20 protein-coding genes are annotated in these 24,814 nt (G+C 71.8%); 4 read left to right on the top strand and 16 right to left on the bottom strand.

Annotation, left to right across the window (positions count from 1 at the left end; translation table 11 throughout):
* Window positions 1–5: 5 nt before the first annotated feature.
* On the bottom strand, window positions 6–623 hold the full coding sequence (locus ABD831_RS02120) for a YdeI/OmpD-associated family protein (RefSeq protein WP_344940822.1): 618 nt from the start codon (window positions 621–623) through the stop codon (window positions 6–8).
* Between the two features lie 57 nt (window positions 624–680).
* Here ABD831_RS02120 and purM point away from each other — a divergent pair, with 57 nt between their 5' ends.
* Window positions 681–1,811 (top strand): phosphoribosylformylglycinamidine cyclo-ligase, encoded by a 1,131-nt coding sequence (gene purM, locus ABD831_RS02115; RefSeq protein ID WP_344940820.1) that lies wholly within the window; start codon window positions 681–683, stop codon window positions 1,809–1,811.
* 275 nt (window positions 1,812–2,086) lie between these two features.
* Here purM and ABD831_RS02110 read toward each other — a convergent pair whose 3' ends face one another.
* On the bottom strand, window positions 2,087–2,281 hold the full coding sequence (locus ABD831_RS02110; protein WP_030199226.1) for a DUF3073 domain-containing protein: 195 nt from the start codon (window positions 2,279–2,281) through the stop codon (window positions 2,087–2,089).
* Between the two features lie 472 nt (window positions 2,282–2,753).
* Here ABD831_RS02110 and ABD831_RS02105 point away from each other — a divergent pair, with 472 nt between their 5' ends.
* A complete protein-coding gene (locus tag ABD831_RS02105) occupies window positions 2,754–2,945 on the top strand; it encodes a BldC family transcriptional regulator (protein ID WP_045191048.1) in 192 nt (63 codons plus the stop codon).
* 114 nt (window positions 2,946–3,059) lie between these two features.
* Here ABD831_RS02105 and ABD831_RS02100 read toward each other — a convergent pair whose 3' ends face one another.
* Window positions 3,060–3,488 (bottom strand): hypothetical protein, encoded by a 429-nt coding sequence (locus tag ABD831_RS02100; protein WP_344940816.1) that lies wholly within the window; start codon window positions 3,486–3,488, stop codon window positions 3,060–3,062.
* A gap of 179 nt (window positions 3,489–3,667) precedes the next feature.
* Between ABD831_RS02100 and ABD831_RS02095 the strand changes: the two genes are divergently transcribed.
* A complete protein-coding gene (locus ABD831_RS02095) occupies window positions 3,668–4,108 on the top strand; it encodes a VOC family protein (RefSeq protein WP_344940813.1) in 441 nt (146 codons plus the stop codon).
* Between the two features lie 17 nt (window positions 4,109–4,125).
* Here ABD831_RS02095 and ABD831_RS02090 read toward each other — a convergent pair whose 3' ends face one another.
* The gene (locus ABD831_RS02090) at window positions 4,126–5,760 is read right to left on the bottom strand and encodes a PucR family transcriptional regulator (protein WP_344940809.1); all 1,635 of its coding nucleotides are present in this window, start codon (window positions 5,758–5,760) and stop codon (window positions 4,126–4,128) included.
* Window positions 5,761–5,898: 138 nt separating this feature from the next.
* Here ABD831_RS02090 and ABD831_RS02085 point away from each other — a divergent pair, with 138 nt between their 5' ends.
* A complete protein-coding gene (locus ABD831_RS02085; protein WP_344940807.1) occupies window positions 5,899–7,167 on the top strand; it encodes an NAD(P)/FAD-dependent oxidoreductase in 1,269 nt (422 codons plus the stop codon).
* 261 nt (window positions 7,168–7,428) lie between these two features.
* Here the strand turns inward: ABD831_RS02085 and ABD831_RS02080 are convergent, their stop codons facing one another.
* The 12 genes from ABD831_RS02080 to ABD831_RS02025 form a co-directional block, all read right to left on the bottom strand.
* The gene (locus tag ABD831_RS02080; protein WP_344940804.1) at window positions 7,429–9,201 is read right to left on the bottom strand and encodes an alpha-amylase family glycosyl hydrolase; all 1,773 of its coding nucleotides are present in this window, start codon (window positions 9,199–9,201) and stop codon (window positions 7,429–7,431) included.
* Between the two features lie 106 nt (window positions 9,202–9,307).
* On the bottom strand, window positions 9,308–12,592 hold the full coding sequence (locus ABD831_RS02075) for a glycoside hydrolase domain-containing protein (protein ID WP_344940801.1): 3,285 nt from the start codon (window positions 12,590–12,592) through the stop codon (window positions 9,308–9,310).
* Window positions 12,593–12,753: 161 nt separating this feature from the next.
* The gene (locus tag ABD831_RS02070) at window positions 12,754–13,701 is read right to left on the bottom strand and encodes an N-acetylglucosamine kinase (RefSeq protein WP_344940798.1); all 948 of its coding nucleotides are present in this window, start codon (window positions 13,699–13,701) and stop codon (window positions 12,754–12,756) included.
* A gap of 13 nt (window positions 13,702–13,714) precedes the next feature.
* Complete coding sequence (locus ABD831_RS02065; protein WP_344940796.1) at window positions 13,715–14,623, bottom strand: carbohydrate ABC transporter permease; 909 nt, start codon at window positions 14,621–14,623, stop codon at window positions 13,715–13,717.
* Window positions 14,620–15,519, bottom strand: coding sequence for a carbohydrate ABC transporter permease (locus ABD831_RS02060; RefSeq protein WP_344940793.1), 900 nt, complete (start codon window positions 15,517–15,519; stop codon window positions 14,620–14,622). Before ABD831_RS02060 ends, ABD831_RS02065 begins: the two co-directional genes overlap by 4 nt.
* A 22-nt stretch (window positions 15,520–15,541) precedes the next feature.
* Window positions 15,542–16,870 carry an ABC transporter substrate-binding protein gene (locus tag ABD831_RS02055; protein ID WP_344940790.1) on the bottom strand — a complete coding sequence of 443 codons (1,329 nt, stop codon included), beginning with the start codon at window positions 16,868–16,870 and terminating at the stop codon, window positions 15,542–15,544.
* 76 nt (window positions 16,871–16,946) lie between these two features.
* A complete protein-coding gene (locus ABD831_RS02050) occupies window positions 16,947–17,864 on the bottom strand; it encodes an N-acetylmuramic acid 6-phosphate etherase (RefSeq protein WP_344940787.1) in 918 nt (305 codons plus the stop codon).
* Window positions 17,865–18,059: 195 nt separating this feature from the next.
* Window positions 18,060–18,959, bottom strand: coding sequence for an SIS domain-containing protein (locus ABD831_RS02045; protein ID WP_142176582.1), 900 nt, complete (start codon window positions 18,957–18,959; stop codon window positions 18,060–18,062).
* Between the two features lie 4 nt (window positions 18,960–18,963).
* Window positions 18,964–20,706, bottom strand: coding sequence for a serine hydrolase domain-containing protein (locus ABD831_RS02040; protein WP_344940784.1), 1,743 nt, complete (start codon window positions 20,704–20,706; stop codon window positions 18,964–18,966).
* A gap of 37 nt (window positions 20,707–20,743) precedes the next feature.
* Window positions 20,744–22,066, bottom strand: coding sequence for an exo-beta-N-acetylmuramidase NamZ family protein (locus ABD831_RS02035; protein ID WP_344940781.1), 1,323 nt, complete (start codon window positions 22,064–22,066; stop codon window positions 20,744–20,746).
* A complete protein-coding gene (locus ABD831_RS02030; protein WP_344940778.1) occupies window positions 22,063–22,989 on the bottom strand; it encodes an endonuclease/exonuclease/phosphatase family protein in 927 nt (308 codons plus the stop codon). The genes ABD831_RS02035 and ABD831_RS02030 overlap by 4 nt, the downstream gene beginning before the upstream one ends.
* Window position 22,990: 1 nt before the next feature.
* Window positions 22,991–24,808: a glycoside hydrolase family 3 protein gene (locus ABD831_RS02025; RefSeq protein ID WP_344940775.1), complete on the bottom strand. Its 1,818-nt coding sequence runs from the start codon at window positions 24,806–24,808 to the stop codon at window positions 22,991–22,993.
* Window positions 24,809–24,814: the final 6 nt, after the last annotated feature.

Below are 24,814 nucleotides of genomic sequence, written 5' to 3'. Positions count from 1 at the left end.
GACCGTCAGTCCTCGGCGTCGACGTCAGCCTCGGCGTCGGTCGCAGCCAGCCGGCCCACCGTGTCGGCGATCCGCGCCGCGCGCGTCGCGGGGCGTCGGGCGCTCTGGATCCACCACAGGTACTGGCGCTTGGTCGAGTCGGCCAGCGCCTCGTAGGCAGCGGTCGCCGCAGCCCCGGCCAGTGCGGTCGCGAGGTCGGCAGGGACGACGAGCGCCTCGACCTCGTCGGCCTGGGCCCAGGAGCCGTCCGCCGTCGCGCGGTCGATGGCCGCCTGTCCGGCCGGGGCCATCAGGCCCGCGCGCTCCAGGGCTTCGATGCGGTGCTTGTTGCGTGCCGACCACAGCCCGCCCCGGCGGCGCGGGGAGAACCACTGGATCATCCGGTCGTCGTCGAGCCGTCCTCCGCGGCTGTCGATCCATCCGTGGCAGAGCGCCTCGTCGAGGAGGTCGTCGTAGCCCGGCCCGTCGAGCCGGCTGGACTTCTTGCGGTAGACCACCCAGACGCCCTCGGTGCGGTCGGGGCGCTCGGCCAGCCAGTGGCGCCACGCGGACCTGGAGCGCGGGACCAACACCTCCCGGCCGTTGGGGGACGGGGGTGCCGGCAGGTCCGACGTGTGGGTCATCGGACCACACGATAGCCACGCGAGAGCGCGTCCCGGCAGCGCCGGTAGGCTGGGCGCGTGAGCGACGCCCCCATCACCTATGCCTCCGCCGGTGTCGACGTCGAGGCGGGTGACAAGGCCGTCGAGCTGATGAAGGCGTCGGTGCGCCGCGCGACCCGCCCCGAGGTGCTCGGCGGCCTCGGCGGCTTCGCCGGGATGTTCGACGCCAGCGCCATCGCGCGCATGACGCGTCCGATCCTCGCCACGAGCACCGACGGCGTCGGCACCAAGGTCGCCATCGCGCAGGCCCTCGACGTCCACGACACGATCGGCTTCGACCTCGTCGGCATGGTCGTCGACGACATCGTGGTCTGCGGCGCCGAGCCGCTCTTCATGACCGACTACATCGCGACCGGCAAGGTCGTGCCCGAACGCATCGCCGCCATCGTCGGCGGCATCGCGCGGGCGTGCGAGGAGGCCGGCGTCGCCCTCGTCGGCGGCGAGACCGCGGAGCACCCGGGGCTGCTCGAGCCGGACGAGTACGACGTGGCCGGAGCCGCCACCGGCGTCGTGGAGCATGCCGCCGTGCTGGGGCCGCAGCGCGTCGCCGACGGCGACGTCGTCGTGGCTCTTGCGAGCAGCGGCCTGCACAGCAACGGCTACAGCCTCGTGCGCCGCGTCGTCGCGAGTGCCGGCTGGCAGCTGGACCGCCAGGTCGACGACTTCGGCCGCACCCTGGGCGAGGAGCTGCTCGAGCCGACCCGCATCTACACCAGGCCGCTGCTCGAGCTCATCGCCGCCGACGGCGTCGACGTGCACGCCCTCAGCCACGTCACCGGCGGCGGGCTCGCCGCCAACCTCGCGCGGGTGCTGCCCACCGGCATGTTCGCCCGCGTCGAGCGCAGCACGTGGACCCCGCCCGCCGTCTTCCGCACCATCCAGGACCTCGGCCGGGTGCCGCAGGCCGACATCGAGCGCACCCTCAACCAGGGCATCGGTTTCGTCGCGGTGCTGCCCGAGGCCCAGGCCGCTCGCGCCATCGAGCTGAGCGAAGCACGCGGCATCCGGGCCTGGCGTCTCGGCGAGGTCGCGACGGAGGAGCGGGCGCAGTCAGCCGGCCTGTTCGCGGACGGCGTCGAGATCGTGCGTGGCGCCAAGGGTGTCGAGGGCGGCGCCGTGCAGGTCGTGGGCAGCCACCCGGCTGCCTGACGGCCGCGAGCCGGACGAGCCGGACGCTCGGGGTGCTGGAGCGCGGCCCGAAGGACGCGCCCGCGAGACCTGCCTCCGCGACCGGGCGACACGGCATACGCCACCGCCCATGACGAAAGCCCGCGCGCCCCGGAGGGCGTGCGGGCATCGAATCGTCGCGCTGGCATGCCATGACTCGGCTGCCGCGAGGTGATCGAACGGACCGGGCAGCACCGATCGCGCGCCGGGTGCGAACACCCGACGCACGAGGTGCAGACGGAAGGGGGAGGGCGAGCTCAGCGCTCGCCCGAGACCCACTTCCCGTATTCGTCGTACTCGTCGTCGTCGACGGACCGTGGCTGGTTGGAGACGTCGCGTTGCGACGGCCCGTGCAGCTCACGCTCCAGCGCGCTCAAGTCCGTGTCGGGTGTGTAGTACTTGAGCTGCCGTGCGACCTTGGTCTGCTTGGCTTTGGCTCGGCCGCGCCCCATGGCGTGACCCCCTCGTGCGTCGTGCCGGGACGGCATCGCCCCTCGAAGAGCCGGATGGCTCCCCGATGTCTGCGTAGCGGTCCCGGGAATGTGTGTGTTCTCGTGGGCCTAACGCTACATGAGTGAGGCGAATCCCGCGCACGGCGTACCCGCGGCTCGCCGATGGGCGGCGGCAGCGCCTCGACAGCGCCTCGACAGGGCCTCGGCAGCGCCTCGACAGCGCCTCGGCAGCGCCTCGGCAGCCCCTCGTTGGGAGGCCGATCGCCCCGATCCGGTGCCGGCCAGGGCCCCGAATCGCCCTCCCGGGGGCGCTGGCACCAATACACCACTCCCTGTGAAAGCGGGACGATTTGACTCTTTTCAGTGTTTAACTGCCATTCGCAGGGCGGAGACTTTACCCTTGCTTTACTGAGCCCCGATTGGGGCACATGCGTGTCGCTGCACCTAGCGACAGGGTGGTGGGGATATGACAATGACGACTCAGGATCGACACGAGACCGAGAAGCTGCTGACTCCTGCCGAGGTTGCGGCCCTGTTCCGAGTGGACCCCAAGACGGTCACTCGTTGGGCCAAGGCAGGCAAGCTGACTTCGATCCGGACCCTTGGCGGGCACCGGAGGTACCGCGAGTCAGAAGTTCGCGACCTTCTGGGTGGCGGGCACTGAGCTCGACCGAACAGTTGGGGGTAACCGGTCGGACGTCGGGGGAGGAACACCACAGGGTGTGACTCCCCCGACTGCTTTCCGGGTCGGTGTTCGGGTGTGTGCTCGGGTGTGCGTTCAGGCCTGGCCGTGGGGGACCGGGTTGACCGTGCAGACGAAGTACTTCACGACGCCGTCGTCGACGAGGGCGCCGGCGGCGATGGCGGCCTGCACCTCGTCGGCGGCGTCGAGCACGCCGTCGGCGTCGTGGTCGCCGGCGGCCAGCGCGGCGGCATACGTGCCCGTGAGCGACACGGCGTGCACCTGCCAGCGGCCGCCGTTGAAGCCGGGGTCGCCGGGCGCTGCCGTCGCGACGCTGCGCTGGACGGCGCCGAAGCTGTAGATCGTGTCCCACGACTGGGCCGGGGCGCCGGTGCCGCTGAGGTCGGTCGGTGTCGCGACCGTCCGGTAGAGCTGGTGGTCGACGTAGAACGCCGGCCCGGAGACGCCGCCCGCCAGGGCGGTTGCGCCAGTGGCGAGGAGCGCCGGGACGGCGACTGCCGCCACGCCGAGACACCTGATGACCGTGCGAGTCAGACTGTGAGACATGGGTTTCCACCTTTCGACCGATCCCCGTGACCGGTTCGAGAACGAGTCAAGTCCTCGGCGGGCGCCCACTCCATGACGCAGCGGTTACCCGGTCCTTACAGGGCGGCGACGTCGGCGGTCGGCCCTACGGTGGTCTGATGACAACGGCTCCCGACATCACCGCCATCACCTTGGGCGTCAGGGACGTCGAACGCTCGCGCGCGTTCTACGTCGACGGTCTCGGCTTTCGCTCCGTGCTGCACCTCGCGGGCGAGATCAGCTTCGTCCAGTGCGCCCCCGGCCAGCTCCTGGCCCTCTGGGACGTCACCCGGATGCCGGGCGAGTACGGCGACGTCGCGCACGGACCGTCCGCCCCGCCGGTCTCGCTCGGACACAACGTGGCGGCGGCAGAGGACGTGGAGAGGCTGTATGCCGCTGCCCTGGCTGCCGGCGCCACGTCGGTGGCGGTCCCGACCGTGCGCGACTGGGGCGGCGTCAGTGCCTGCGTGGCCGATCCCGACGGTTTCCGCTGGGACCTCGTGCACAACCCGAACTTCCGCGTCGACCCCGACGGCACGGTGCACCTCGGCGAGGGCTGAGCCCCGGTCGGTCCGGGTCAGTGGCCGAGCGCGCGCAGCTGCAGGCGCAGGGCCAGACGCGTCTCGGGGTCGTGCAGGTCGAGGTCGACGACGTCCGACAGGCGCTGCATGCGGTAGCGCAGCGTGTTGGGGTGCACGTGGATCCGTGCCGCGGCCGCCCGTGGGTCGCCCGGGTGGTCGAGCCAGGCCGCGACCGTCTCGAGGTATGCCGTGTGGTGGGCCTCGTCGTGCTCGCGCAGCCTCGCGACGGGGCCGAGCAGCTCCTCGGTCCAGATGCCGCCGAGGGCCCGGGCGTTCGTCACCGCGGCCCAGGCGTCCTCGACCGTGGTCGTCGTGCCCGTGACGCGACCCACGTCGCGCAGGCGCTGGACCTCGGTCGCCTCGCGCCGCGACCGGTCGAGATCGACGGTGCGCGAGACCCGTCCGCCGGCGCTCGCCGTGGCCGTGGGGGCGACACCGGCGATCTCCTCGACGACGCCGTGCAGCCACTCCCACGAGCCGGGGGAGCTGTCACCGGGCACGTCGCGCACGAGGGTGAGGGCGACGCCGTCGAAGATCGCGAGCAGTGGTTGGCGCCACGACCGACGGCGCGCTGCCGACTCCCAGACGTCGAGCTCACGCTCGGTGTCGCGCGGCGAGCCCTCGCCGGTGACCCTGCCGCGGTCGCGGTGTGCCCCGGAGAGCACCACGACGCGCCAGGGCGGCGGCGGGAGCCAGCCCTCCGCCTCGAGGGTGTCGCCGCTGAGCACGGCCCTCAGCCGGTCGGCCGAGACCCGCCGGGCGAGGTCTGCCTGCGACCGGAGACGCAGCAGGTGCAGGGCCACTACTGCGGCGGTCTGCGCCAGCGACGCCAGCACCTGCTCGGGCGGCTCCTCGTCGACGACGGCCCAGATCGAACCGAGCCACTCGGTGCCGGCCCGGACCGGGACGACGACGCGCGCGCCCAGACCGCGCCCCGCCGGCACGAAGAACGGCTCGTCGGAGCGTGCGAGCCGCCGGAACACCCCCCGCCCGCGCAGGCCCGCGATGACCTCCTCAGGCACCCGGCGGCCGACGATGGTCGACACCCGGGCCGGGTCGGCGACGTCCTGCGTCGAGGAGTAGGCGAGCACACGGGACTGGGTGTCCTCGATGGTGATCGGCGCGGCAACGAGCGCCGCGCAGGCGTCGGCGAGGACGAAGAGCTCGTCGAGCACCGGACCCTCGGCCCGGACGGCGGGTCCGCTCGCAGCGCGGTCGAGGACGCCGCGCAACAGCCAGACGACGTGCGCCCACGAGGCGTGGTCGGCCAGCTCGACGAGGCTGACGCCGAGGCGCGCGGCCGTCGCCCTGACCTGCCGGTTGCGCGCCGCGCTCCGGCGCAGGACCACCGCGCCGCTGTCCACGGCCGCTGCACCCTCGAGCAGTGCACTCGCCTCGGCCGTGCGCTCGACACCGACGCCGAGCAGCAGATCGCCTGCTTGGCCGAAGACGCCGGATCCCGGTTCGGCCAAGGTCACGTCGTCGACGGCCGGGCCGCCGGCGTCGACGACGACGGTGAGCAGGCCCCCGCCGAGGGTGCCGACGAGCTGCGTGACCGGGAGGCCGACCGGGGTCGTCGACGAGGTGCGGGTCGCCGACCGTCGGGTCGAGCGGGACGGGACGGACGGCATACGACCATAGTGATCCGTGTTGTGCTGACCACACAACACAAGTGGCAAACATTGGCGCTCCAGCACCACGGTTGCGCCTGCGGGGGGCCCCACCATGGATGCAAGGCCACCCACAGACCTGACACAGGAGTCGATCGCATGCCCGCCGTGACCCCCGCCGGTACCCCCGTCCCCGAGCGCGTCGCCGTCGTCGGCGCCGGCATGGTCGGTCTCGCCACCGCCTGGTTCCTCCAGGAGCGCGGCGTCGAGGTCACCGTCATCGACCGCGACGGCGTGGCTGCCGGCGCGTCCTGGGGCAACGCGGGCTGGCTGACTCCGGGCATCGCGACCCCGCTGCCCGAGCCAGCCGTGCTGAAGTACGGCCTGCGCGCCGTGCTCAGCCCGAGCTCGCCCGTCTACGTGCCGCCGAGCGCGCGTCCGGACTTCCTCCGCTTCGTCACCGGCTTCACCCGCCACAGCACGATGACGGCCTGGAAGCAGGCGATGGGCGCGCTCGTGCCCGTCAACGACCTGTCGCTGCAGAGCTTCGACCTGCTCGGGGCCGGCGGCGTCGACGCCGAGACCTACGAGGCGAAGTCGTTCACCGCTGCCTACCGCACCGCCGAGGAGCGCCAGACGCTGCTCGAGGAGATCGAGCACATCCACGCCTCCGGCGGCGACATCACCTTCGACGTGCTGTCCGGTGACGAGGCCCGCGCCATCGAGCCGGCCCTCTCCGACGAGATCGGCGCCGCGATCGTGCTGCACGGCCAGCGCTTCATCAACCCGGGCGCCTACGTCGCGGCCCTCGCCGACTCCGTCACCGCCCGCGGCGGCAAGATCGTCACCGGCAGCGCCGTCTCGCGCATCACCGACACCCCGACCGGGGTCCTCGTCACCAACGACTTCGGCCAGGCCGAGCACTACGACGCCGTCGTCGTAGCCACCGGCGCGTGGCTCGGCAAGCTGGCGCGGGAGTTCGGCGTCAAGCGCGTCGTGCAGGCCGGGCGCGGCTACTCCTTCAGCGTCGCCGTCGACGACCTGCCCAACGGCCCCGTCTACTTCCCGGCCGCCCGCGTCGCGTGCACGCCGGTCGGTGACCGCCTCCGCGTCGCCGGCATGATGGAGTTCCGCCAGCCCGAGGCCGACCTCGACCCGCGACGGATCAAGGCCATCGTCGAGTCGGCCCGTCCGCTGCTCCAGGGCGCCGACCTCGACCACCGGCAGGACGAGTGGGTCGGCTCGCGCCCGTGCACCATCGACGGCCTGCCTCTCATCGGTGCCTCGAAGAACCCCAAGGTCTTCGTCGCCGGCGGTCACGGCATGTGGGGCATCACGCTCGGTCCGGTCACCGGCCGCCTGCTCGCCGAGCAGATGGTCACGGGCCGCGCCCCCGAGCAGCTCGCGCCCTTCAACCCGCTGCGCTGAGCCGCCGCCGGCGCCCGCCGGCTCGCACCAGGCCCACCTGACGCCGCGCGTCAGGTGGGCCTCCGTGCGCGTCCCCCGCGCAACGGCGAGGCGTCGGTGCGCCTCGCCTCGGACGGCTGCCGCCGGACCCCTCAGTGCGGCGGCAGCCGTCGTCAAGGGATTCGGAGCGCCAGCAGGATCGGATGGGACCGATTCCCAGAGCGAGGCTGGCGGTCACGACGCGGCGAGGTCAGACGGGGTCGGGCGGGGGTCAGGCGGGGGTCAGGCGGGGGTCAGCACCACGAGGCTGTAGGCGCCCACCGACACGGTGCCGCTCGCAGGCTGCTCCTCGAGCGGCTCCTCCACCGCCTTGACGTCATCGGTCTCGTGGCCGGCGAAGAGGGCGCTGTAGGTGGACGCGTCCGAGTTGAAGCGGACCGCCCACAGCCCGGCGGACGGCATACCCGTCGTGATGTCGCGGGGCTCGGCGCTCGCGTTGACGGCGACCACGGCGACGTCGTCAGCGCCGGCACGGCGGGCCCAGACGACGGTCTTGGCCTCGTCGTCGAGGTGCAGCACCTCGAAGCCGTCGCCGCGCAGGCCGCGGGAGACCCCGTCGACGTCGCGGCGCAGGTGGATGAGGTCCCGGCCGAGGCGGACGATGTCGCGGAACTGCTCGGCGCGCTCCCAGTCGAGCGGCACGTCGTCGCGGAACCACTCGTCCTCGAGGAACTCCTGTCCCTGGAACAACATCGGGATACCCGGGGTCGTCAGGGCGATCGCGAGGCCCAGGGTCGCGCGCTTCTGCGGTGCCCACCCGCTCGGGTCGTCACCGTCGATCTCGTGCGGTACCCGGAGCTTGCCGTTGGCGACCTCGTCGTGGCTCTCGGTGTAGACGATCCGGCGGAAGGGCTCGTCGTTGCCGCGCAGGGCCTGGACCAGCTCGGTCACCGAGCGCTCGGCGTCGTCGACGGCGGTCAACAGGCCACGGACGGGGTGGACGAAGTTCGTGTCCCACTGTGCGTGGAACCCGGCGCCGCCGTCCTCGGTGGAGGTGATGGCTGGGTCGGACTGGAGGTCCTCGGCGATGAGGATCTTGTCGGGGTGGCGCTCGCGGATCGTGGCCGTGATCGAGCGCAGGACGTCCCAGCCCTCCGGCAGGTCGTCGGTGCCGAGACCGTCGATGGTGCGCACGTAGAGCGTCGCGTCGAAACGGAGCCCGTCGAGGTGGAACTCCTCGAGCCACATCAGCGCGTTGTCGTGCAGGTAGGCGCGCACCTCCTCGCGGCCGTAGTCGGGACGGGTGTCGCCCCACGGCGTCGACGAGCGATCGTCGTTGTAGAAGTAGATGCCGCCCTTGTCGTTCTCGCTCCAGCCGTCGAACTGCCACAGCGACAGGTCGCTCGGGCCGTAGTGGTTGATGACGACGTCGAGGATCACCGCGATGCCGTGGCGGTGGGCCTCCTTGACGAAGCCCTTGAGCGCGTCGGCGCCGCCGTAGCCGCTCTCGACCGCGAACGGGTTCGACGGGTTGTAGCCCCACGAGTAGTCGCCGGCGAACTCGGCCACCGGCATGAGCTCGACGGCGTTGATCCCGAGCTCGGCGAGGTAGCCGAGCTTGCCGGCGAGGCCCCCGAGATCGCCGGCGTCGCCCTCGGACGCGACGAAGGAGCCGATGTGGGTCTCGTAGATGACGAGCTCGTCGTGGGGCGGGCAGCCGAACGTGTCGCCTGCCCAGTCGAAGGCATCGCGGTCGTAGACGACGGCGTTGCCCGAGGAGTTGGTGACGACGCGGGCCCGCGGGTCGATGCGCATGAGGCGCTGGTCGCCGTTGGTGATGACGAACTGGTACTCGTCGCCGGGGCGGGCGCCCTCGACGTCGGCATACCAGTGCCCGTTGTCCTCGGAGACCATCGTGTGGCCGTCGCCGGACCAGTCGGTGAAGCTGCCGGTGACCGCGACGGCGTCGGCGTTCGGAGCCCAGACGCGGAAGGCGGTGCCGCCCTCGTGGGGCATGGACCCGAGTCCGGGGCGGTGGGCGTCGTGCTCGGGCATGCGGGCTCCAGTCGGCTCGTGAGGGATGGTCCCGAGCGTAGACCGGGGTGCCGGGACCGATCGGGGACGTACCCGATCGGGCCGGGTCGGCGATCGTCGTCCGCGGTCAGCGCTGGTAGCCGGTGACGTCGGCGATGACCTGGACGGTGCCCTTGGAGTGGTTGACGATCGTCAGGGTGCCGGTCGAGCTGAGCCGGCCGACGAGGAGGTTGGCGACGGTCTGCCCGGCCGCGAAGTTGGCAGTGGAGCTGCCGGTGGTCGCCGTGGAGTCGGCGCTGAGGAAGCCCGCGGTCTTCGGTGCGGTCGCGGTCAGGTTGACCGTGGCGGCCTTTGCGCCCGCGGGCACCGGGGAGCCGGAGACGCCGGCGACCTTGACGGTCAAGGAGGCTCCGGCGGCGAGGGCGGTCCGGACCGCGTTGGTGCGCGTGCCGTAGCGGGTGTCGAGCAGCCGGGTCGGGGAGGAGGTGGCCCACTGGTTCGAGGTGCTCGCCGTCGTGACGTAGCCGGTGACGTCGGCGATGACGTGGACCGTCCCACCCGAGTGGTTGACGATCGTCAGGGTGCCCGACGAGGTGAGCCGACCCACGAGGAGGTTGGCGACGGTCTGTCCGGCCGCGAAGTTGGCGGTCGAGCTGCCGGTCGTGGCCGTGGAGTCGGCGCTGAGGAAGCCGGCCCGCTGGGGAGACGTGGCCGTCAGGTTGATCGCGCCGGCGGTCGCGCCGGCGGGCACCGGGGACCCGGACACCCCGGCGACCTTGACGGTGAGGGAGGCGCCGGCGGCGAGCGCACCCCGGACCGTGTTGGCCTTGGCGCCGTAGCGCGTGTCGAGAAGACGCGTGGGAGTGGTGTTCGTCCACCTGTCGCTCGTGCCGCTGGTGGTGAGGTAGCCGGTGACGTCGGCGACGACGTGGACGGTGCCGGCGGAGTGGTTGACGATCGTCAGGGTGCCGGTCGAGGTGAGGCGACCGACGAGGAGGTTGGCGACGGTCTGGCCGGCCGCGAAGTTGGCGGTGGAGCTGCCGGTCGTGGCCGTGGAGTCGGCGCTGAGGAAGCCGGCCTTCTGCGGCGCGGTGGCGGTCAGATTGACCGCTGCAGCCGTCGCCCCCGCAGGGACCGGGGAGCCAGCGGCCCCGGCGACCTTGATGGTGAGGGCGGCGCCCGCGGCGAGCGGGGTCCGGACCGGGTTGGTCGTCGTGCCGGAACGGGTGTCGAGGATCCGGGTCGGCGCCACGGGGACGAGGTGCGAGAACGACGACGGCCGGACGGCGGCCGACGGCGTCGATGCCGGACCGGGACCCACGGCGTTGGTCGCCGTGACGGTGAAGGTGTAGGCCGTCTCGTTGGTCAGCCCGGTGACCGTGGCGGCGGTCGACGAGCCCGACACCGTGACCGTCCTGCCCGAGGGTGAGGCCTTGACCGTGTAGCTCGTGACCGGGCTGCCGTTGGCCGTCGCGGCGGTCCAGCGGACGGTCGCGCGGCCGTTGTCGGGGACCGCGGTCACCGACGTGGCAGCCGACGGTGCCGTGGCCACCAGCGAGAACCGCATGGCGTCGACACCGACCTGCTTGGTGGTCGAGCTCGTGCTGCTGTCGCTGGCGTGGACGCGCACGGACGTGCCGCTGCGCGCCAGGTAGGTGCCCAGGGGTGCCCAGCCGGAGAGGGTCGACTGGTCGAGGGAGCTCGTCGTCGTGCCCTTCGCGTCCGTGACGCAGTAGGTGGCTTTCGCCGTCGCCCCCGTCGCAGGGATGTAGGCGCTCACGGCATACAGGCCGGTCGAGAGGCTGGGTGACCAGGTGGCGCCGTTCTCCTCGACGCTGCCGTCCGCGGAGTAGGTGGTGTACGTGTAGTAGGCGCGACCCTGCAGGCCCTGCCCCTGGTTGGGCTTCCAGTAGTACATGTTGCCGGTGAACAGGAACGACGGGCCGCCGGGACCGACGATGCCGGCGCCGTAGCTGATCGGCACGGGGTTGCCCGTGACGCGACCGCCGACCCAGTTGGCGTCGATGCTGATGTTGACGCCACCCCAGGTCTCGCTGCCGGTGCTGTACTGGTGGATCCGCTGCCCGTTGGCCCAGTAGGTGTCACGGAACTCGGGATACTTCGCCGAGTCGGACACGGTCTGCAGGCCGTTCCAGTTGGCGAACCACACGTTGTCGGGCGCGGTGAAGCCGGCCGTCCCCACGGCCTTGGACATGTCGACCATGAGCGAGGCGGTGCTGCCGTAGGCCCCGGAGGTGTAGCCGCGGGCGTGCAGCTCCTGCGTCCAGGCCGTGAGGAAGGTCAGGACCGTCGAGCTGCAGGAGGCGCTCGGCGCGTAGGCCTCCATGTCGTAGTAGATCGGCGACCCGGCGCCCAGACCGAAGAACGCGGCGCGTCCGGCGGCGTCGACGGCGGCCGCCTTGCCCTGTGCAGCCGCCTTCGCCGGGTCGATCGTGGCCAGGTTCGTCTGGTTGACGCACGGCGCCTGTGGGCCGACGTAGATCGGGATGAGACCCCACCCCATCGAGCTCACCTGGCTGACCCAGCTCGCGGAGAGGTTGCCGTCGGGGCACGCCCGCATCGAGCCGCCGATGTAGATGCCGGCGGCGCGGTAGGGGGACGCGAGCCAGGCCTGCATCGTGGCGAGGCTCGGTGCGGCGCACGCGTCGAAACCCATGCCCGTGAAGGTTCGTGGTCCGGAGGCAGCGGCCACCGACGCGGCGGACAGGGCAGGGGAGGGGGTGCGGGCCGTCGACGTGGAGGGTGAGGTGGACGTCGCCGTCGGCGTCCCCGACCTCGTCGCCGTGCTCGTCGAGCTGGTCGAGCTGGTCGAGCTGGTCGAGCTCGTCGTCGAGCTGGTCGTCGCGGTCGTCGCGGTCGCCAGGATGTCGTCGACAGTCGACTCCCGGGCGCCCCACGTGGCGTCGACCTGGACGTCCTGCGCCGTGAAGCGCGCGACCTTGGTCCGTGCGACGTCGTCGGAACCGGTGTGCGCCCTGAGCGCGCCGACGGTCGTCGGGCTCGAGGTGGTCGCGAGGGTCGCGCGGTCGGACCCCGGGTGCAGCCAGATCGTGTCGGCGCGGCCGACCCGGTGCGCGGGGCAGTCCTGCTGGGCGCCGGGTGTGCCGAGGTAGACGGCCTCGATGTCGAGACGCAGGCAGCGCGTGGGGTCGGCGTCGAGGTCGACCACCCGCCAGTCCGCGGGCACGGACAGGTGGATGCCGCGGTAGTCGACCGACTGCGTGCCGACGGGGACGGCCGGTGCCGACGCGGCGACCGCCGCAGCCGGAGCCGTTGCCGGCGAGGTGGACGCGGAGGCCGCGAGCGGCTCGGCCGTCGCGCCGGACGCACCGCCGAGGGTGAGCGCGGCAGCGCCGACGAGAGCCGTGAGTCGGCACCAGGTAGCGGGCATGTCAGAACCTCTCGAGCTGAGCAGCAGTCGGTGGGGTGGGCCGTCGGTCCCTGTGGCCGCGACGCAAATCAGGCAAACCGCCACCTGCGACGGTACCCCCGTCAAGCGCCCCACGGGCCCCCATGGCCTCATCCGTCCCTGCAGTCAGGTGCCGCGACCGTTCACCGCGTGATCACGTATGCCGGGTGCTCCGGAACGTGCCCCGTGTCCCGCAGCTGCCGGGCCAGGTGCAGGGCGCCCTCGAGCGCCCCGCCGAGGGCGGGGGAGCGGCGGGCCCCGACCTGTGCCAGACGACGGTCGAGCGCCTCGGCGACGGGGGTGGCCGCGAGCAGGCCGCCGGTCGCGGTGAGGACGGGGTGCTCGAGGCCGTCGGCCGCCCGGAGCAGCGAGTCCGCGAGGTCGCTGCCCGCCTGTCCGCAGAGGGCGCGCGCGACCGGGTCCGTCTCGGCGGCTGCCGTCACGAGCGGCGCGACGGCAGCGAGGCGCTCGGGCGCGTCGGTGGTCGTCATGACGAGCCGCGGCCATCTCTCGGGTGGGCCGAGCAGGTCGACCGCTGCGCTCAGCAGTGAGGACGATCCGTCGGGCAGGCCGTCATGGGCGCGCAGGGCGACCCGCAGGCCGGCCATGCCGAGAGTGGCGGCCGACCCGGCGTCGCCGAGGACGTGCCCCCACCCGTCGACGCGGCGCCACTGCCGGTCGAAGTCGGTCCCGAAGGCGACCGCCCCGGTGCCCGCCGCGACGACTGCCCCGGGACCGATACGGCCCGTCGCGCCGACGAGGTTGGCCACCGCGTCGCTGACGACGACGGTGCGCCGGGCGCCCAGGCCCTGGGCCACGGTGCGCAGCACGTCGGTGCGGTCGGCGAGGAAGAGCAGGCCGCGCATGGACCACACGACGACCTCGGGCTGCCTTGCGACAGAGTCGATCTCGCTGTCACCGCCGTCCAGCAGCGACCGGGCGTCGGCCACGAGGGCAGGCACGTCGATCCCGCCCGACCCGACCCGTACCCCCGGAGCGGTGAGCACGGGACCGGGCGACCCGGCATACCTCTGCAGGCGAAGGCCCGAGCCCCCGACGTCGACGGCGACGACCCCGGTGCACTCGTTCATGCGGGCGAGCCGATCACTTCGCCATGCCGGCGGTCAGTCCAGCCACGATCTGCTTGGTGGCGACGAGGAAGAGGAGGATGAGCGGGATGGTCGTGATGACGAGTCCGGCGAAGACCGCCGAGTAGTTCGTCGCGTTCTCGCCGAAGAAGTTGGTCAGCCCGACCGGGAGGGTGTACTTCTCCTCGCGGCGCAGCAGCACGAGCGGGAAGAGGAAGTCGTTCCAGATCGGCACGAAGCGGAAGACCGCGACGGTGGCGAGCGCGGGCCGCACGAGTGGCACCATGATCCGCCAGAAAGTCTGCCAGCTGCTCGCACCGTCGAGGGCCGCCGCCTCCTCGAGCTCCTCGGGCAGCTGCCGGAAGAAGGTCGTCAGGACGAAGATCGAGAACGGGATGCCCGACGCGGCATACATCAGCATGAGGCCGAAGCGGGAGTCGATGAGTCCGAGGCCGTCGAAGAGATAGAAGATCGGCAGGATCGCCAGGTGGATCGGCAGCATGAGGCCGGACAGGAAGAGCGACTCGAGCCACCGGAAGATGCGGGACCGGCCACGGGCGAGGGCGTAGGCCGCCATCGTCGCGACCGACGTCGAGATCGCGACCGCGCCGACCGTGACCGCGAGCGAGTTGCCGAAGTACGTCGCGAAGTTGCCGGTCGTCCAGGCCTCGACGTAGCTCGCCGTCGTGGGCGGAGTGGGCAGGCCGAGCGGGTCCGTGATGAGGTCGGCGTTCGAGCGGAAGCTGTTGCTCACCATCAGCAGCAGCGGCACCAGCGCCAGAGCGGCATACCCCCACAGGAGCACGCCGGCTCCCGCGCCGCCGACGGGACGGTTGACCCGCGGTGGGCGGCGACGCCTCTCCTGGGCAGGACGCGGCGCGGCCTGCTCCTGGGGGACCTCGGTGGTGACGACGGCCGTGGTCATGCGGTGATCCTCCGCTCGTGACGGCGCAGCACGGCCGTGGCGGCGTAGGCGCCGCCGAAGATGATGAGGAAGAGCAGCGTCGCGAGGGCCGACGAGCTGCCGATGGCGTCGGTCGCCCCCGAGTCGAACGCCGTGCGGTAGAAGAGCAGCGACACGAAGTCCGTTGCGCCCGCAGGGTTTCCGGTCGACCCGCCGAACGCGTACGGCAGGGCGAAGGCCTCCATCGCGAAGATGAAGGTCAGCACCGACACCGTCCCGATGGCGGGCACGAGCAGCGGCAGGGTGATCTTGAAGAACGCCTGCCGGTTGGTCGCTCCGTCGACGCGGGCCGCCTCGGTCAGCTCCTCCGGGACGCCGCCGAGCGCCGCGCCGTAGAGCAGCACGGGGAAGCCGATCCACTGCCACACGCTGACGAGGATGACGACCCAGATCGCCGTCTTCGGGTCTCCGAGCCACGGGAGGGCCCACGACTCGAGCCCCACCTTGGTCAGCAGCGTGTTGACCGGCCCGAAGGTCGGGGACAGCAGCAGGGTCCAGAGGTAGCCGATGACGATCGGGCTCACGAGGTAGGGCATCGCGTAGAGCGTCTGCAGCATCCGCCGGCTGCGCGGACGGCTGTAGAGCAGGTAGGCGATCGTCAGCCCGAACGTGTTCTGGATGAGCATCGTGCCGACGAAGAAGAGCACGTTGTGCAGCAGGGCCTGCGGCAGGTCGGTCGTGAACGGGGCCCGGGTGAAGAGCGTCACGAAGTTCTGGGCCCCCGCGAACTCCCCGCGGGTCGTGCCCTGCCACGAGAAGAAGGCGTAGGAGAACGCCGTCACCATCGGGTAGAGCACGAACACCGCGAAGAGCCCGAGCGCCGGTGCGACGAAGAGCAGGCCGGTACGGCGCCTCATGCTGTGTCTCCTGCAGGAACCGTCACGCGCTCGGCTTGAACCAGGTCTTGACGCCCGTGTCGAGGTCCTGGCTCACGCCCGCGGCGTCCTTGGAGCCGAGCAGCATCTGCTGCAGGCCCTTGCCGAGCAGGTCGGTGCCCGTCGGCGCGCCGTAGCGGAAGTCGGTGAGGAGCAGGTAGGGCGAGCCGGAGTTGTTGTAGTTGTCGCTCATCTGCTTGAGCAGCGGGTCGGTCGGCTCGACACCCGGCACGGCCGAGATCTGCTTGATGTCGTCGTTCACCATCTGGCCGAACTCCTTGGAGGTCATCCACGTGACGAGCTCCGTGGCCTCGGTGGGGTGCTTGGACCTGGCGGAGACGCCGAAGTTGCCATCGGCCCATCCTGCCGTCGTCGCGGCCGAGCCGCTCGGCGAGCCCGGGGCCGGCGGCACCTGGAAGATGCCGATCTTCATGCCGGGGTTGGCCTTCTGCAGGACCGACAGGTCGAAGCTGCCGCCCGGGATCATCGCGGCCTTCTCGGCCGAGAAGAGCGTCTGGGCGTCCGTCTGGGCGACACCCGTCACGTTCTTCGGCATGTACTTCTCGAGGTCGCCGACGACCTTGACCGAGGCCACCCAGTCGGGGTTGGTGAACGACTTCTTGCCCGACATGACCTCGCTCTGGAACGACTTGCCGCCGAAGCGGGAGGCAGCGAGCACCTCGTGGACGATCGGCAGCGTCCAGTCGTCCTTGGCGCCGACGGCGATCGGCGTGACGCCCGTGGCCATGAGCTTGTCGTTGGCGGCGAGGAACTCGTCCCACGTGGTCGGGGCCTTGAGGCCGTTCTTGTCGAACAGGCCCTGGTTGTAGAACATCTGGACCGTCTGGCGGGCGAGCGGCACGGAGTAGGTCTTGCCGTCCTCCTTGCCCTTCGCGCTCGCGACGACGTTCTCGTCCCAGCCGGACAGGTCGACCTTGCCGTCGAGCGGCAGCAGCGACTTGCTGGCGACGGTGCCCTGCAGCTGGCCGTAGGACCGGACCTGCGGCACGTCGGGACCGCTCGAGCCGGCGAGACCGGTTGCGAGGATCTTGTTGTACTCCGTCGCCTTGAACGCCTTGAAGTCGACGTTCACGTTGGGGTGCGCCTTCTCGTACGCGTCGAAGATCTTGTTGTATGCCGCTTCGTCCTCCACACGCCACGACCACACCGTGAGGGTGACCTTCCCGTCGCCACCGGCCCCGGTGGAGCCCGACGAGCCCGACGAGGAGGGCGAGCAGGCGGTCACGAGCAGGGCTCCGGAGAGCGCGGCGATCGTGAGGACCGTGCGGCGTGCGCGCCGCGACGAGCCGGGAGGGCGTGAGGCGAACGTCATGGTGGTGCTCCTGTCGGGTTCTGCGAGGTGCCTGGGGGTCGGCACGTGGGTGGGGGAGGGTGGTTCGGGTCCAGCGTCAGGGGTTGGCCTGGCCGTCGAGGGAGGCCAGGGCGCGTGCGACGGAGCCGTCGTGGGCGGCGATGGCGTCGCGGGCGACGGCGGCGTCGACGCCGGCGAGCATCGATAGCAGGGCCGGCTTGAGCTCGCCGTCGGCCGCGTCCAGGGCGTCACGGGCCTGGTCCGCGTCGGCGCCGGTGGCCTCGCGCAGGATGCGCAGGACCCGGCCGCGGAGCTTGGCGTTCGTGGCGACGACGTCGACCATGAGGTTGCTCCACGTGCGACCGAGCCTGATCATCACGGCCGTCGAGAACGAGTTGAGCACGAGCTTCTGGGCGGTGCCGGCCTTGAGGCGCGTCGACCCGGTCAGGGCCTCGGGGCCGGTGCGCACTGCGAGCAGGATGTCGGCGTGGACGGCGAGCTCGGCGTCGGGGTTGGCCGTGACGAGGGCCGTGACGGCGCCCAGCTCCCGCGCCCGGGCGAGGGCACCGGCCACGAACGGCGTGCGCCCCGAGGCGGTGAGTCCGATGGCCACGTCGCCGGGAGCCAGGACGTCGGCCTCGGACCGGCCCAGGTCGACGTCGTCCTCGACGTTCTCGACGGCCTGGAGGAGGGCGGCGGGGCCGCCGGCGTGGTGGGCGACGACGAGACCGGCGGGCGCGTTGAACGTAGGGCGCAACTCGGCTGCGTCGAGCACGGCGAGACGGCCCGAGGTGCCGGCGCCGAAGTAGTGCACGGTGCCTCCGGCCCGGAGCGACTCGACGGCCCGGTCGACGAGGTGGGCCAGCTCGGGCAGGATCTCGCTGACGGCCCCGGCCACGGTGGCGTCCTCGGCGTTGAGGGCCCGGAGGATGTCGAGCGAGGTGTGGGTGTCGATGGACGTCGTCCCCGGATGGCGCTCCTCGGTGGGGGCGTCCACGGTCACCTCGCTGCTCACCCGTGCGAGGTTAGTTTCCTACGCATCCGGCGTCAATGCTGTAAATGAGTAACGTTCCCGTCACGGTCCCCCGACTCACTCCCACTCGAGTGAGCGGCCCGTCCCGCTCGTCCCACACCGTAGGCGTCTGCCTGTGGCTGGGCGCTCACTCGACTGTGGCTGGACGCTCACTCGACTGCTTCGGGGGTGGGACGGTCAGTCGCTGACGTGGTGGCCGGCCACGGCCTCGCGGGTGTCTGCCACCGCCTTGCGGGCGCGGCGCAGGTTGCGTTGGGCGACGGCGATGTAGAGGCAGTCGATGACGGTGAGCGCGGCGATGCGGCTCGCCGTCGCGCCCGAGCGCAGGCTCGTCTCGCGGGCGGCGGTGGTGAGCAGGAAGTCCACGCCGGACGCGAGCCGGGACAGCGGGAAGTTCGTGATGGCGACGGTCCGGGCGCCGGTGGAGCGTGCCGCGGCCAGCGCCTCGATGGTCTCGGTCGTCGTGCCGGAGTGGGAGATCCCGACGGCGATGTCGCCCGGGCCGAGCAGCGTCGCGCTCGTCAGGGCGATGTGCGGGTCGTTCCACGCGAAGGCGACGATGCCGATGCGGTGCAGCTTCTGCTGCAGGTCGGTGCCGACGATCGCGCTCGCGCCGATGCCGTAGATGTCGACGCGTCCCGCCTTGGCGATGGCCGCCGCAGCCGAGGCGAGCGCCTCGCGGTCGAGCTGCTGGGCGGTCTCCTCGACGGCGCTCGCGTCGGTGAAGGCCACCTTGGCGATGATGTCGTCGATGGTGTCGCTCGCGCTGATGTCGGTGCCGCTGCGGCTCATCGTGCGCGGGTGGGCCGACTCCTCGGCGAGGGCGAGGCGCAGCTGTGGGTAGCCCGGCAGCCCGAGGCGGCGGCAGAAGCGGAGCACCGTCGTCTCGGAGGTGCGTGCCGCCGTGGCGAGCTCGCTGATGGTGAGCCCGGCCGCGCGTCGCGCGTCGGCGAGGACGATGTCGGCGACCCGGTCCTCGGCGGGTGACAGTGAGGGCTTGATCCCCCGCAGGCGGATGAGCAGCGATGCGCTCGCGGCGCCTGCGGGGGACGAGGCCCCGTCCTCGGTCCTGGGCATGGGCCTACGCTACGGCGTCGCGGCCGGCCAGGTGCCAGCCGTCGGCGATGAAGGCGTCAGGTGTCTTCTCGCCGTCGAGCAGGACGCCGCCCGGGCCCTGCACCAGGACGTCGTCGACGGCCACGCCACGGCCGAGGTAGCCGCCGTCGGTCGCGTGCCGCCAGCGCAGCTGCTGAGAGCCCGCCGGCAGGTCGGCCCGGACCTGCACCCAGCGCCTCGTGCCGGCGCCCGAGATGACGCCGTCGGCCGTCTCGGTCTGGCCGCGGTCGACGACCTCGAAGGGCAGCGCCGTCCACGTGGCCCCACCATCGGTGGAACGCTCGAGGTGGAGCAGGTCGGTCTCCTCCGTGTCGAGGAAGAGGTCGAACCCGAGCCGGGCTCCGCCCGATCCCACGGGCAGGGCCCGGGTCGTCAGCGTGGTGGTCGTCGCGTTGTCGGAGCCGGTGAACCACGCCGTGTCGCCGTGTCGCGGGCGGATGCCCATCGAGGCTGCCAGGCCGTGGGCCCACTCGCGGCGGGCCAGGTTGATCGAGCCCCAGCTGCGCGAGGGGTGCACCCGGTTGGTGAGCAGGATCGCGAACGACCGTGACGTGAAGTCGATGACGATCGAGGTGCCCGTGTAGCCGGTGTGCCCCGCTGTGCGCGGGCCGCTCAGGGCATCCATGTACCACCGCTGGTCGAGCTCGAAGCCCAGACCGTGTGAGTCACCGGGAAAGGCCCCGTTGAAGTTCGTGACGAGGGCCTCGACGCTCTTGCGGCTGAGGATGCGCTCGCCGCGGTAGGTGCCGCCATTGAGCAGTGCCTGCGAGAGGACCGCGAGGTCGTCGACGGTGGAGAAGACCCCGGCGTGCCCGGCTACGCCGCCCAGGGACCAGGCGTTCTCGTCGTGCACCTCCCCGCGCACCATGCCCCGCGGAGGGGCCGTCTGGTACTCCGTCGCGGCGGTCCGACCCTTGTCGGTGGGGTTGTAGCCGGTGTCCTTCATCCCGAGCGGCGCGGTGATGTGGTCGCGCACGACGGCGTCGAGCGGCTCGCCGCGCAGCTTCTCGACCATGACGCCGAGGGTGATGAGGTTGAGGTCGCTGTAGAGGTAGGTCGTGCCCGGCGCGTTGGTCAGCGGCTGGTCCAGGACGGCCTTGATGCGCGAGGCCTTGTCGGGCCACCTGCTCCAGAGCGGCAGCCACGAGGTGAACCCCGACGTGTGCGTCAGCAGCTGGCGCACCGTCACCGACCCCTTGCCGTTGGCCGCGAACTCCGGGAGGTATGCCGCAACCGGGCTCTCGAGGGAGACGCGGCCCTCCTCGATGAGCTGGACCACGGCGATGGAGGTGAAGAGCTTCGAGACCGAGGCGAGGTCGAAGATCGTGTCGGTCCGCATCGGCTCCCACTGGTCGCGGGGCAGCTCGTTCGCCGCGTCGGCGTAGCGCAGCGCCCAGCCGCTGGCGTCACGCTCGACGATGCGTCCTTCGTGGCCCATGATCCCGACGGCGCCGGCGAAGAGCGGGTGACCGCTCGCGTCGACCTGCTCGTGGGCGTGGATCCGGTCCACGGCCTCTGCGATCGGCGCCGGGTCCAGGCCGAGCGAGGCCGGGCTCGCGTCGGACAGGACGGTGTTGGGCGGGGCGAACCCGCGGTCGGGCTTGCTGAAGTCGTCGGCCGTGGCGCGGCCGGCGGGTCCAGCGGTCACGAGGCTGCCCGCGAGGGCGAGACCGCCCAGGGCAGCCGGGACGAGGGTGCGCAGGCGCATGTCACTCCTGGATTGTCGGGTACGGCGGGCGGCGGGCTCAGGCGGCCGGGCCGCGGTAGATGAGGTACTGCCGGCGCTTGGCGTCGAAGGCCGCGAGCTCGTCGCGCCACGCTCCGACGACCTCGTCGGCGGAAGCGCCGGCCGAGATCTGGGTGCGCAGTCGCTGCGAGCCGGTCAGCTTGTCGATCCAGTAGGGCCTCGCCGGGTCGTAGGAGTCGTAGCGCCAGGCGAAGTCGCTGTAGAGCGCCTTGGCCGCGACGAGCATCTCCACCGTGGACCGAATCGGGTCGAATGACGACGGGTCGGTGACGTGGACCTGCACCCCGCCGCACACCTTCCCGGTGTGCTTGCTGAAGGTCGGGGAGAAGTAGGCCTCACGGAAGCCGACGCCCGGGAGCCCAAGTGCCGCAAGGCGTTCGGCCCACTTGTAGTCGACGAACGGTGCGCCGACGAGCTCGAACGGCCGCGTCGTGCCGCGTCCCTCCGAGAGGCTGGTGCCCTCGAACATCCCGGTACCGGGATAGACCAGGGCGGTGTCAGGAGTCGGCATGTTGGGACTCGGCATGACCCACGGGAGGCCGGTGACGGCATACGGCACGTCACGGCGCCAGCCCTTGACCTCGATCACGGACAGGTCGGCGAGGCGGCCGCCCGCGTCGGCGGTGAGGAACTCGCCGTCGAAGTAGCGGGCCAGCTCGCCCACGGTCATCCCGTGCGCCTGGACGATCTCCTTGGCTCCGACGCCGGAGGTCCACGGTGTGGTCATCATCGGCCCGATCGCCTTGCCTCCGATGGGGTTCGGGCGGTCGAGGACGACGAACCGCGCGCCGACGGCGACGGCCGCGCGCATCGCCGTGTACATCGTCCAGATGTAGGTGTAGAAGCGCGCGCCGACGTCCTGGATGTCGAAGACGACGGTCTCGACGCCGGCTGTCCGGAACAGGGCCGTCATCTTGTCCGCATTGGCGCCGTAGGCGTCGTAGACCATGAGGCCGGTGCGCGGGTCCTTGTGGTTGCCCTCGGAGTCACCGGCCTGCGCGGTGCCGCGGAAGCCGTGCTCCGGACCGAAGACACCGACGATGTCGACGGCGCCGGACTCGTGCATCTCGTCCACGATGGTGCGGAGGTTGGTGAGGATGCCGGTCGGGTTCGTGATGACGCCGACCTTCTGGCCCGACAGCGCGGACCAGTTGGAGGCCGCCGCGCTCTGCGCCCCTGTCGTCACGGGGTTGTTGGGATAGCTGCTGGCGTATGCCGTCGGGCCGGTCTGCGCGGCAACGGAACCCGCTGCGGTGGCGGGGATGGCGACGGCGCTCAGGGCGCCGGCTGTGAGGAGCTGTCTGCGGTTGAGGTTCGTCATCTGGAGCTCTCCGATCCTTGGTCGAGCACGACGGTCGCGGCGACGGCTCTGTGGTCGCTCGCGCCGACGAGGGTGGGGTCGTGGGCGGTGGTCGCGTCGATGACACCGACGCCGGGGGAGACGGCGACGAGGTCGATGCGCTTCGAGGGGCTGATGGCGGGGTAGCTGAGGCCGGGCGCGCCGTCGCGGACCGGGGCCACGGCCCAGGCGTCGCGCAGGCGGGTCCAGAGGCCGGCGAGCTCCGGGGCGCTCGCATCGGCGTTGAGGTCACCGAGCAGCACCTGGTTGGCGCCGGCCGGGTCGTCGTCGAGGACGGCGATCGTGTCGGCGACCTGGAGGCGTCTCACCGTGGGGTCGCCGCGGTAGTCGAGGTGCGTGACGTAGACGTGGGTTCGGGCCCCGCCGATCTGGACAGTGGCCTCGAGGAAGCCCGGCGCGGGTGCCGGGACCGGGTCGGGGTCCTGGGTCGAGAGCCGCGTCAGGTCGTGGTTCTCGACAGCCACGATCGGATGGCGGGAGAGGAGGGCGACACCGAACTCGCGTCTGGGCTGTCCCGGTGCCACCGGGTCGAGGCTGTAGATGGGGGCGAACGCCGTCCGCATCCCGAGGCGGCGGCCGAGCGCTGCGACGGTGTCCTCCCAGTGGCTCCGGTCGCCCCAGTGCACGTCGGCCTCCTCGAGGCCCACGACGTCGGCGTCGAGGGCACGGATGGCCGCCGCCGTGCGGTCGAGGTCGTAGACGTTGTCGCTTCCGGCGCCTGCGTGGATGTTGTAGGTGGCCGCGACCGCGCGGACGGGCGGGACCTCCGGACTGACGGCGTTGCCCGGGCTTCCGACGTCGGCGCTCGCGGGGACCACTGCGGTGGCCGTGGCCGTGACGACGGCGAGCGCCGTCGTCACGGCCAACCGCTGCAGGGCGCCCATGTCAGTAGGTCAGCCCGTGACCGAAGGGGTAGAGGACGGTCTCCGGGGCTCCGGCGACCGGGATGTCGACCGGCAGTGACGCGGTCGGGGCGACGTCGCCGACGATCACCCGGGCGGCCGCCTCGATCGCCACGGGGCTGTAGGAGTAGGTCGCGACGTACGTCGGTGCGTCGGTGAAGTAGGCGATGTCGTAGGGATCGCGCACGGCCACCACGACGACCGTCCTGCCGGTGGAGAGCAGCTGCTTGACGAGCTTCTGCTGTCCACCGCGCTTGTCGGTGACACTCGTGTCCCACGCCTTCATCGTCGTGACGACGACGACATCCTTGTCGGCGGCGGCAGCGACAGCGGCCGCGACCTGGGCATCGGTCGGGGACGTGCCGGTCTGCATCGTCTGCACGGTGGCGCCCTTGGACGTCAGGCCTGCCGCGAGGGTGGCGGTCGTCGAGACGCCGTAGCCCGTGACGAGGACCTTCTTGCCGTTCGGGGCGATGGGCAGCGCCTTCGCGTCGTTCTTGACGAGTGTCGTCGTGCGGTCGGTGACCGCGGTGGCCGACGCGAGGTGGGCGGGCGTGCCGACGACCGAAGCGACAGCGGCCGGGTCGGCGTACGGCCGGGCCACGATGCCGCGGCGGTACTTCAGGCCCAGCACCCGGCGGACCTTCGCGTCGAGCTCGTCGGGGGCGATGCGGCCGCTGCGGGCGGCCTCGATGACGGCGGCATACGCCTCGTCCATGGCGGGTGTCATGAGCAGCTGGTCCACACCGGCCATCAGGGCGCGGACCGCGACCTCGGCGTCGCCGTAGAGGTCGCGGACACCCTGCATCGCGAGGGAGTCGGTGACGATGACGCCCTCGTAGCCGAGCTCGCCGCGCAGGACGCCGGTCAGGATCGGCTTGCTCAGCGTGGCCGGGTTGCCCGAGTCGTCGAGGGCCGGGAACGACAGGTGCGCCGTCATGATCATGTCGATCTGCTCCTTGATCGCGGCCCTGAAGGGCGGAGCGTCGATCGCCTCCCACTGCTCGCGCGTGTGGGTGATGACCGGGAAGGCGACATGGCTGTCGGTCGCGGTGTCACCGTGGCCCGGGAAGTGCTTGGCCGACGACGCGACCCCACCGTCGCGCTGGTAGCCGGCGACCTGGGCTGCGGCCAGCTGCGCCGCGAGCTCGGGCCGGGACGAGAAGGACCGTGTGCCGATGACGGGGTTGAGGGGGTTGACGTTGACGTCGCAGTCGGGCGCGAAGTTCGTGTTGACCCCCATCGCGAGCAGCTCGCGGCCCGTGATGGCGGCGGCGGTGCGGGCGTCCGGGGCGCTGCGCCCCGCCCCGAGGGCCATCGACCCGGGGAACTGCGTGGCCGGGGGGCCGATGCGGGTCACGACGCCCTGCTCCTGGTCGGTGGCGACCTGGAGCGGGATGCGGACCTTGCTCTGCTGCGTCAGCGCCGCCTTCTGCAGACCGTTGGAGAGGCCGACGATCTGGTCGGGGTTCTGGACGCTGTCGGTCCACGCGAAGTAGATGATGCCGCCGAGGTGGTACTTCTGCACGACCTCGGCCGGGCTCGCGACGCCGTAGAGCGGCAGGTTCCGGCTGTCGGGCGTCGTGGCGTCCTTGCCGTAGACGTTCTGGATGAAGAGCTGGCCGACTTTCTCCTCCAAGGTCATCCGGGCCATCGTCGAGGTGACCCAGCCGTTCTCGCCGGCGAGGACGGCGGGAGAGGAGCTCGACGCGGCGCGGGCACTGCCGGCCGCGGCTCCGGCGGCCGCCGCGGCGATGCCGCCGGCGATCACGGATCGGCGTGAGAGATCGGACATGGTCATGGTGCC

It is taken from the genome of Terrabacter ginsenosidimutans (assembly GCF_039539425.1).
In the GTDB taxonomy this organism is placed as follows: Bacteria; Actinomycetota; Actinomycetes; order Actinomycetales; family Dermatophilaceae; genus Terrabacter; species Terrabacter ginsenosidimutans.
This window is presented reverse-complemented; position numbering and strand designations above follow the sequence as displayed.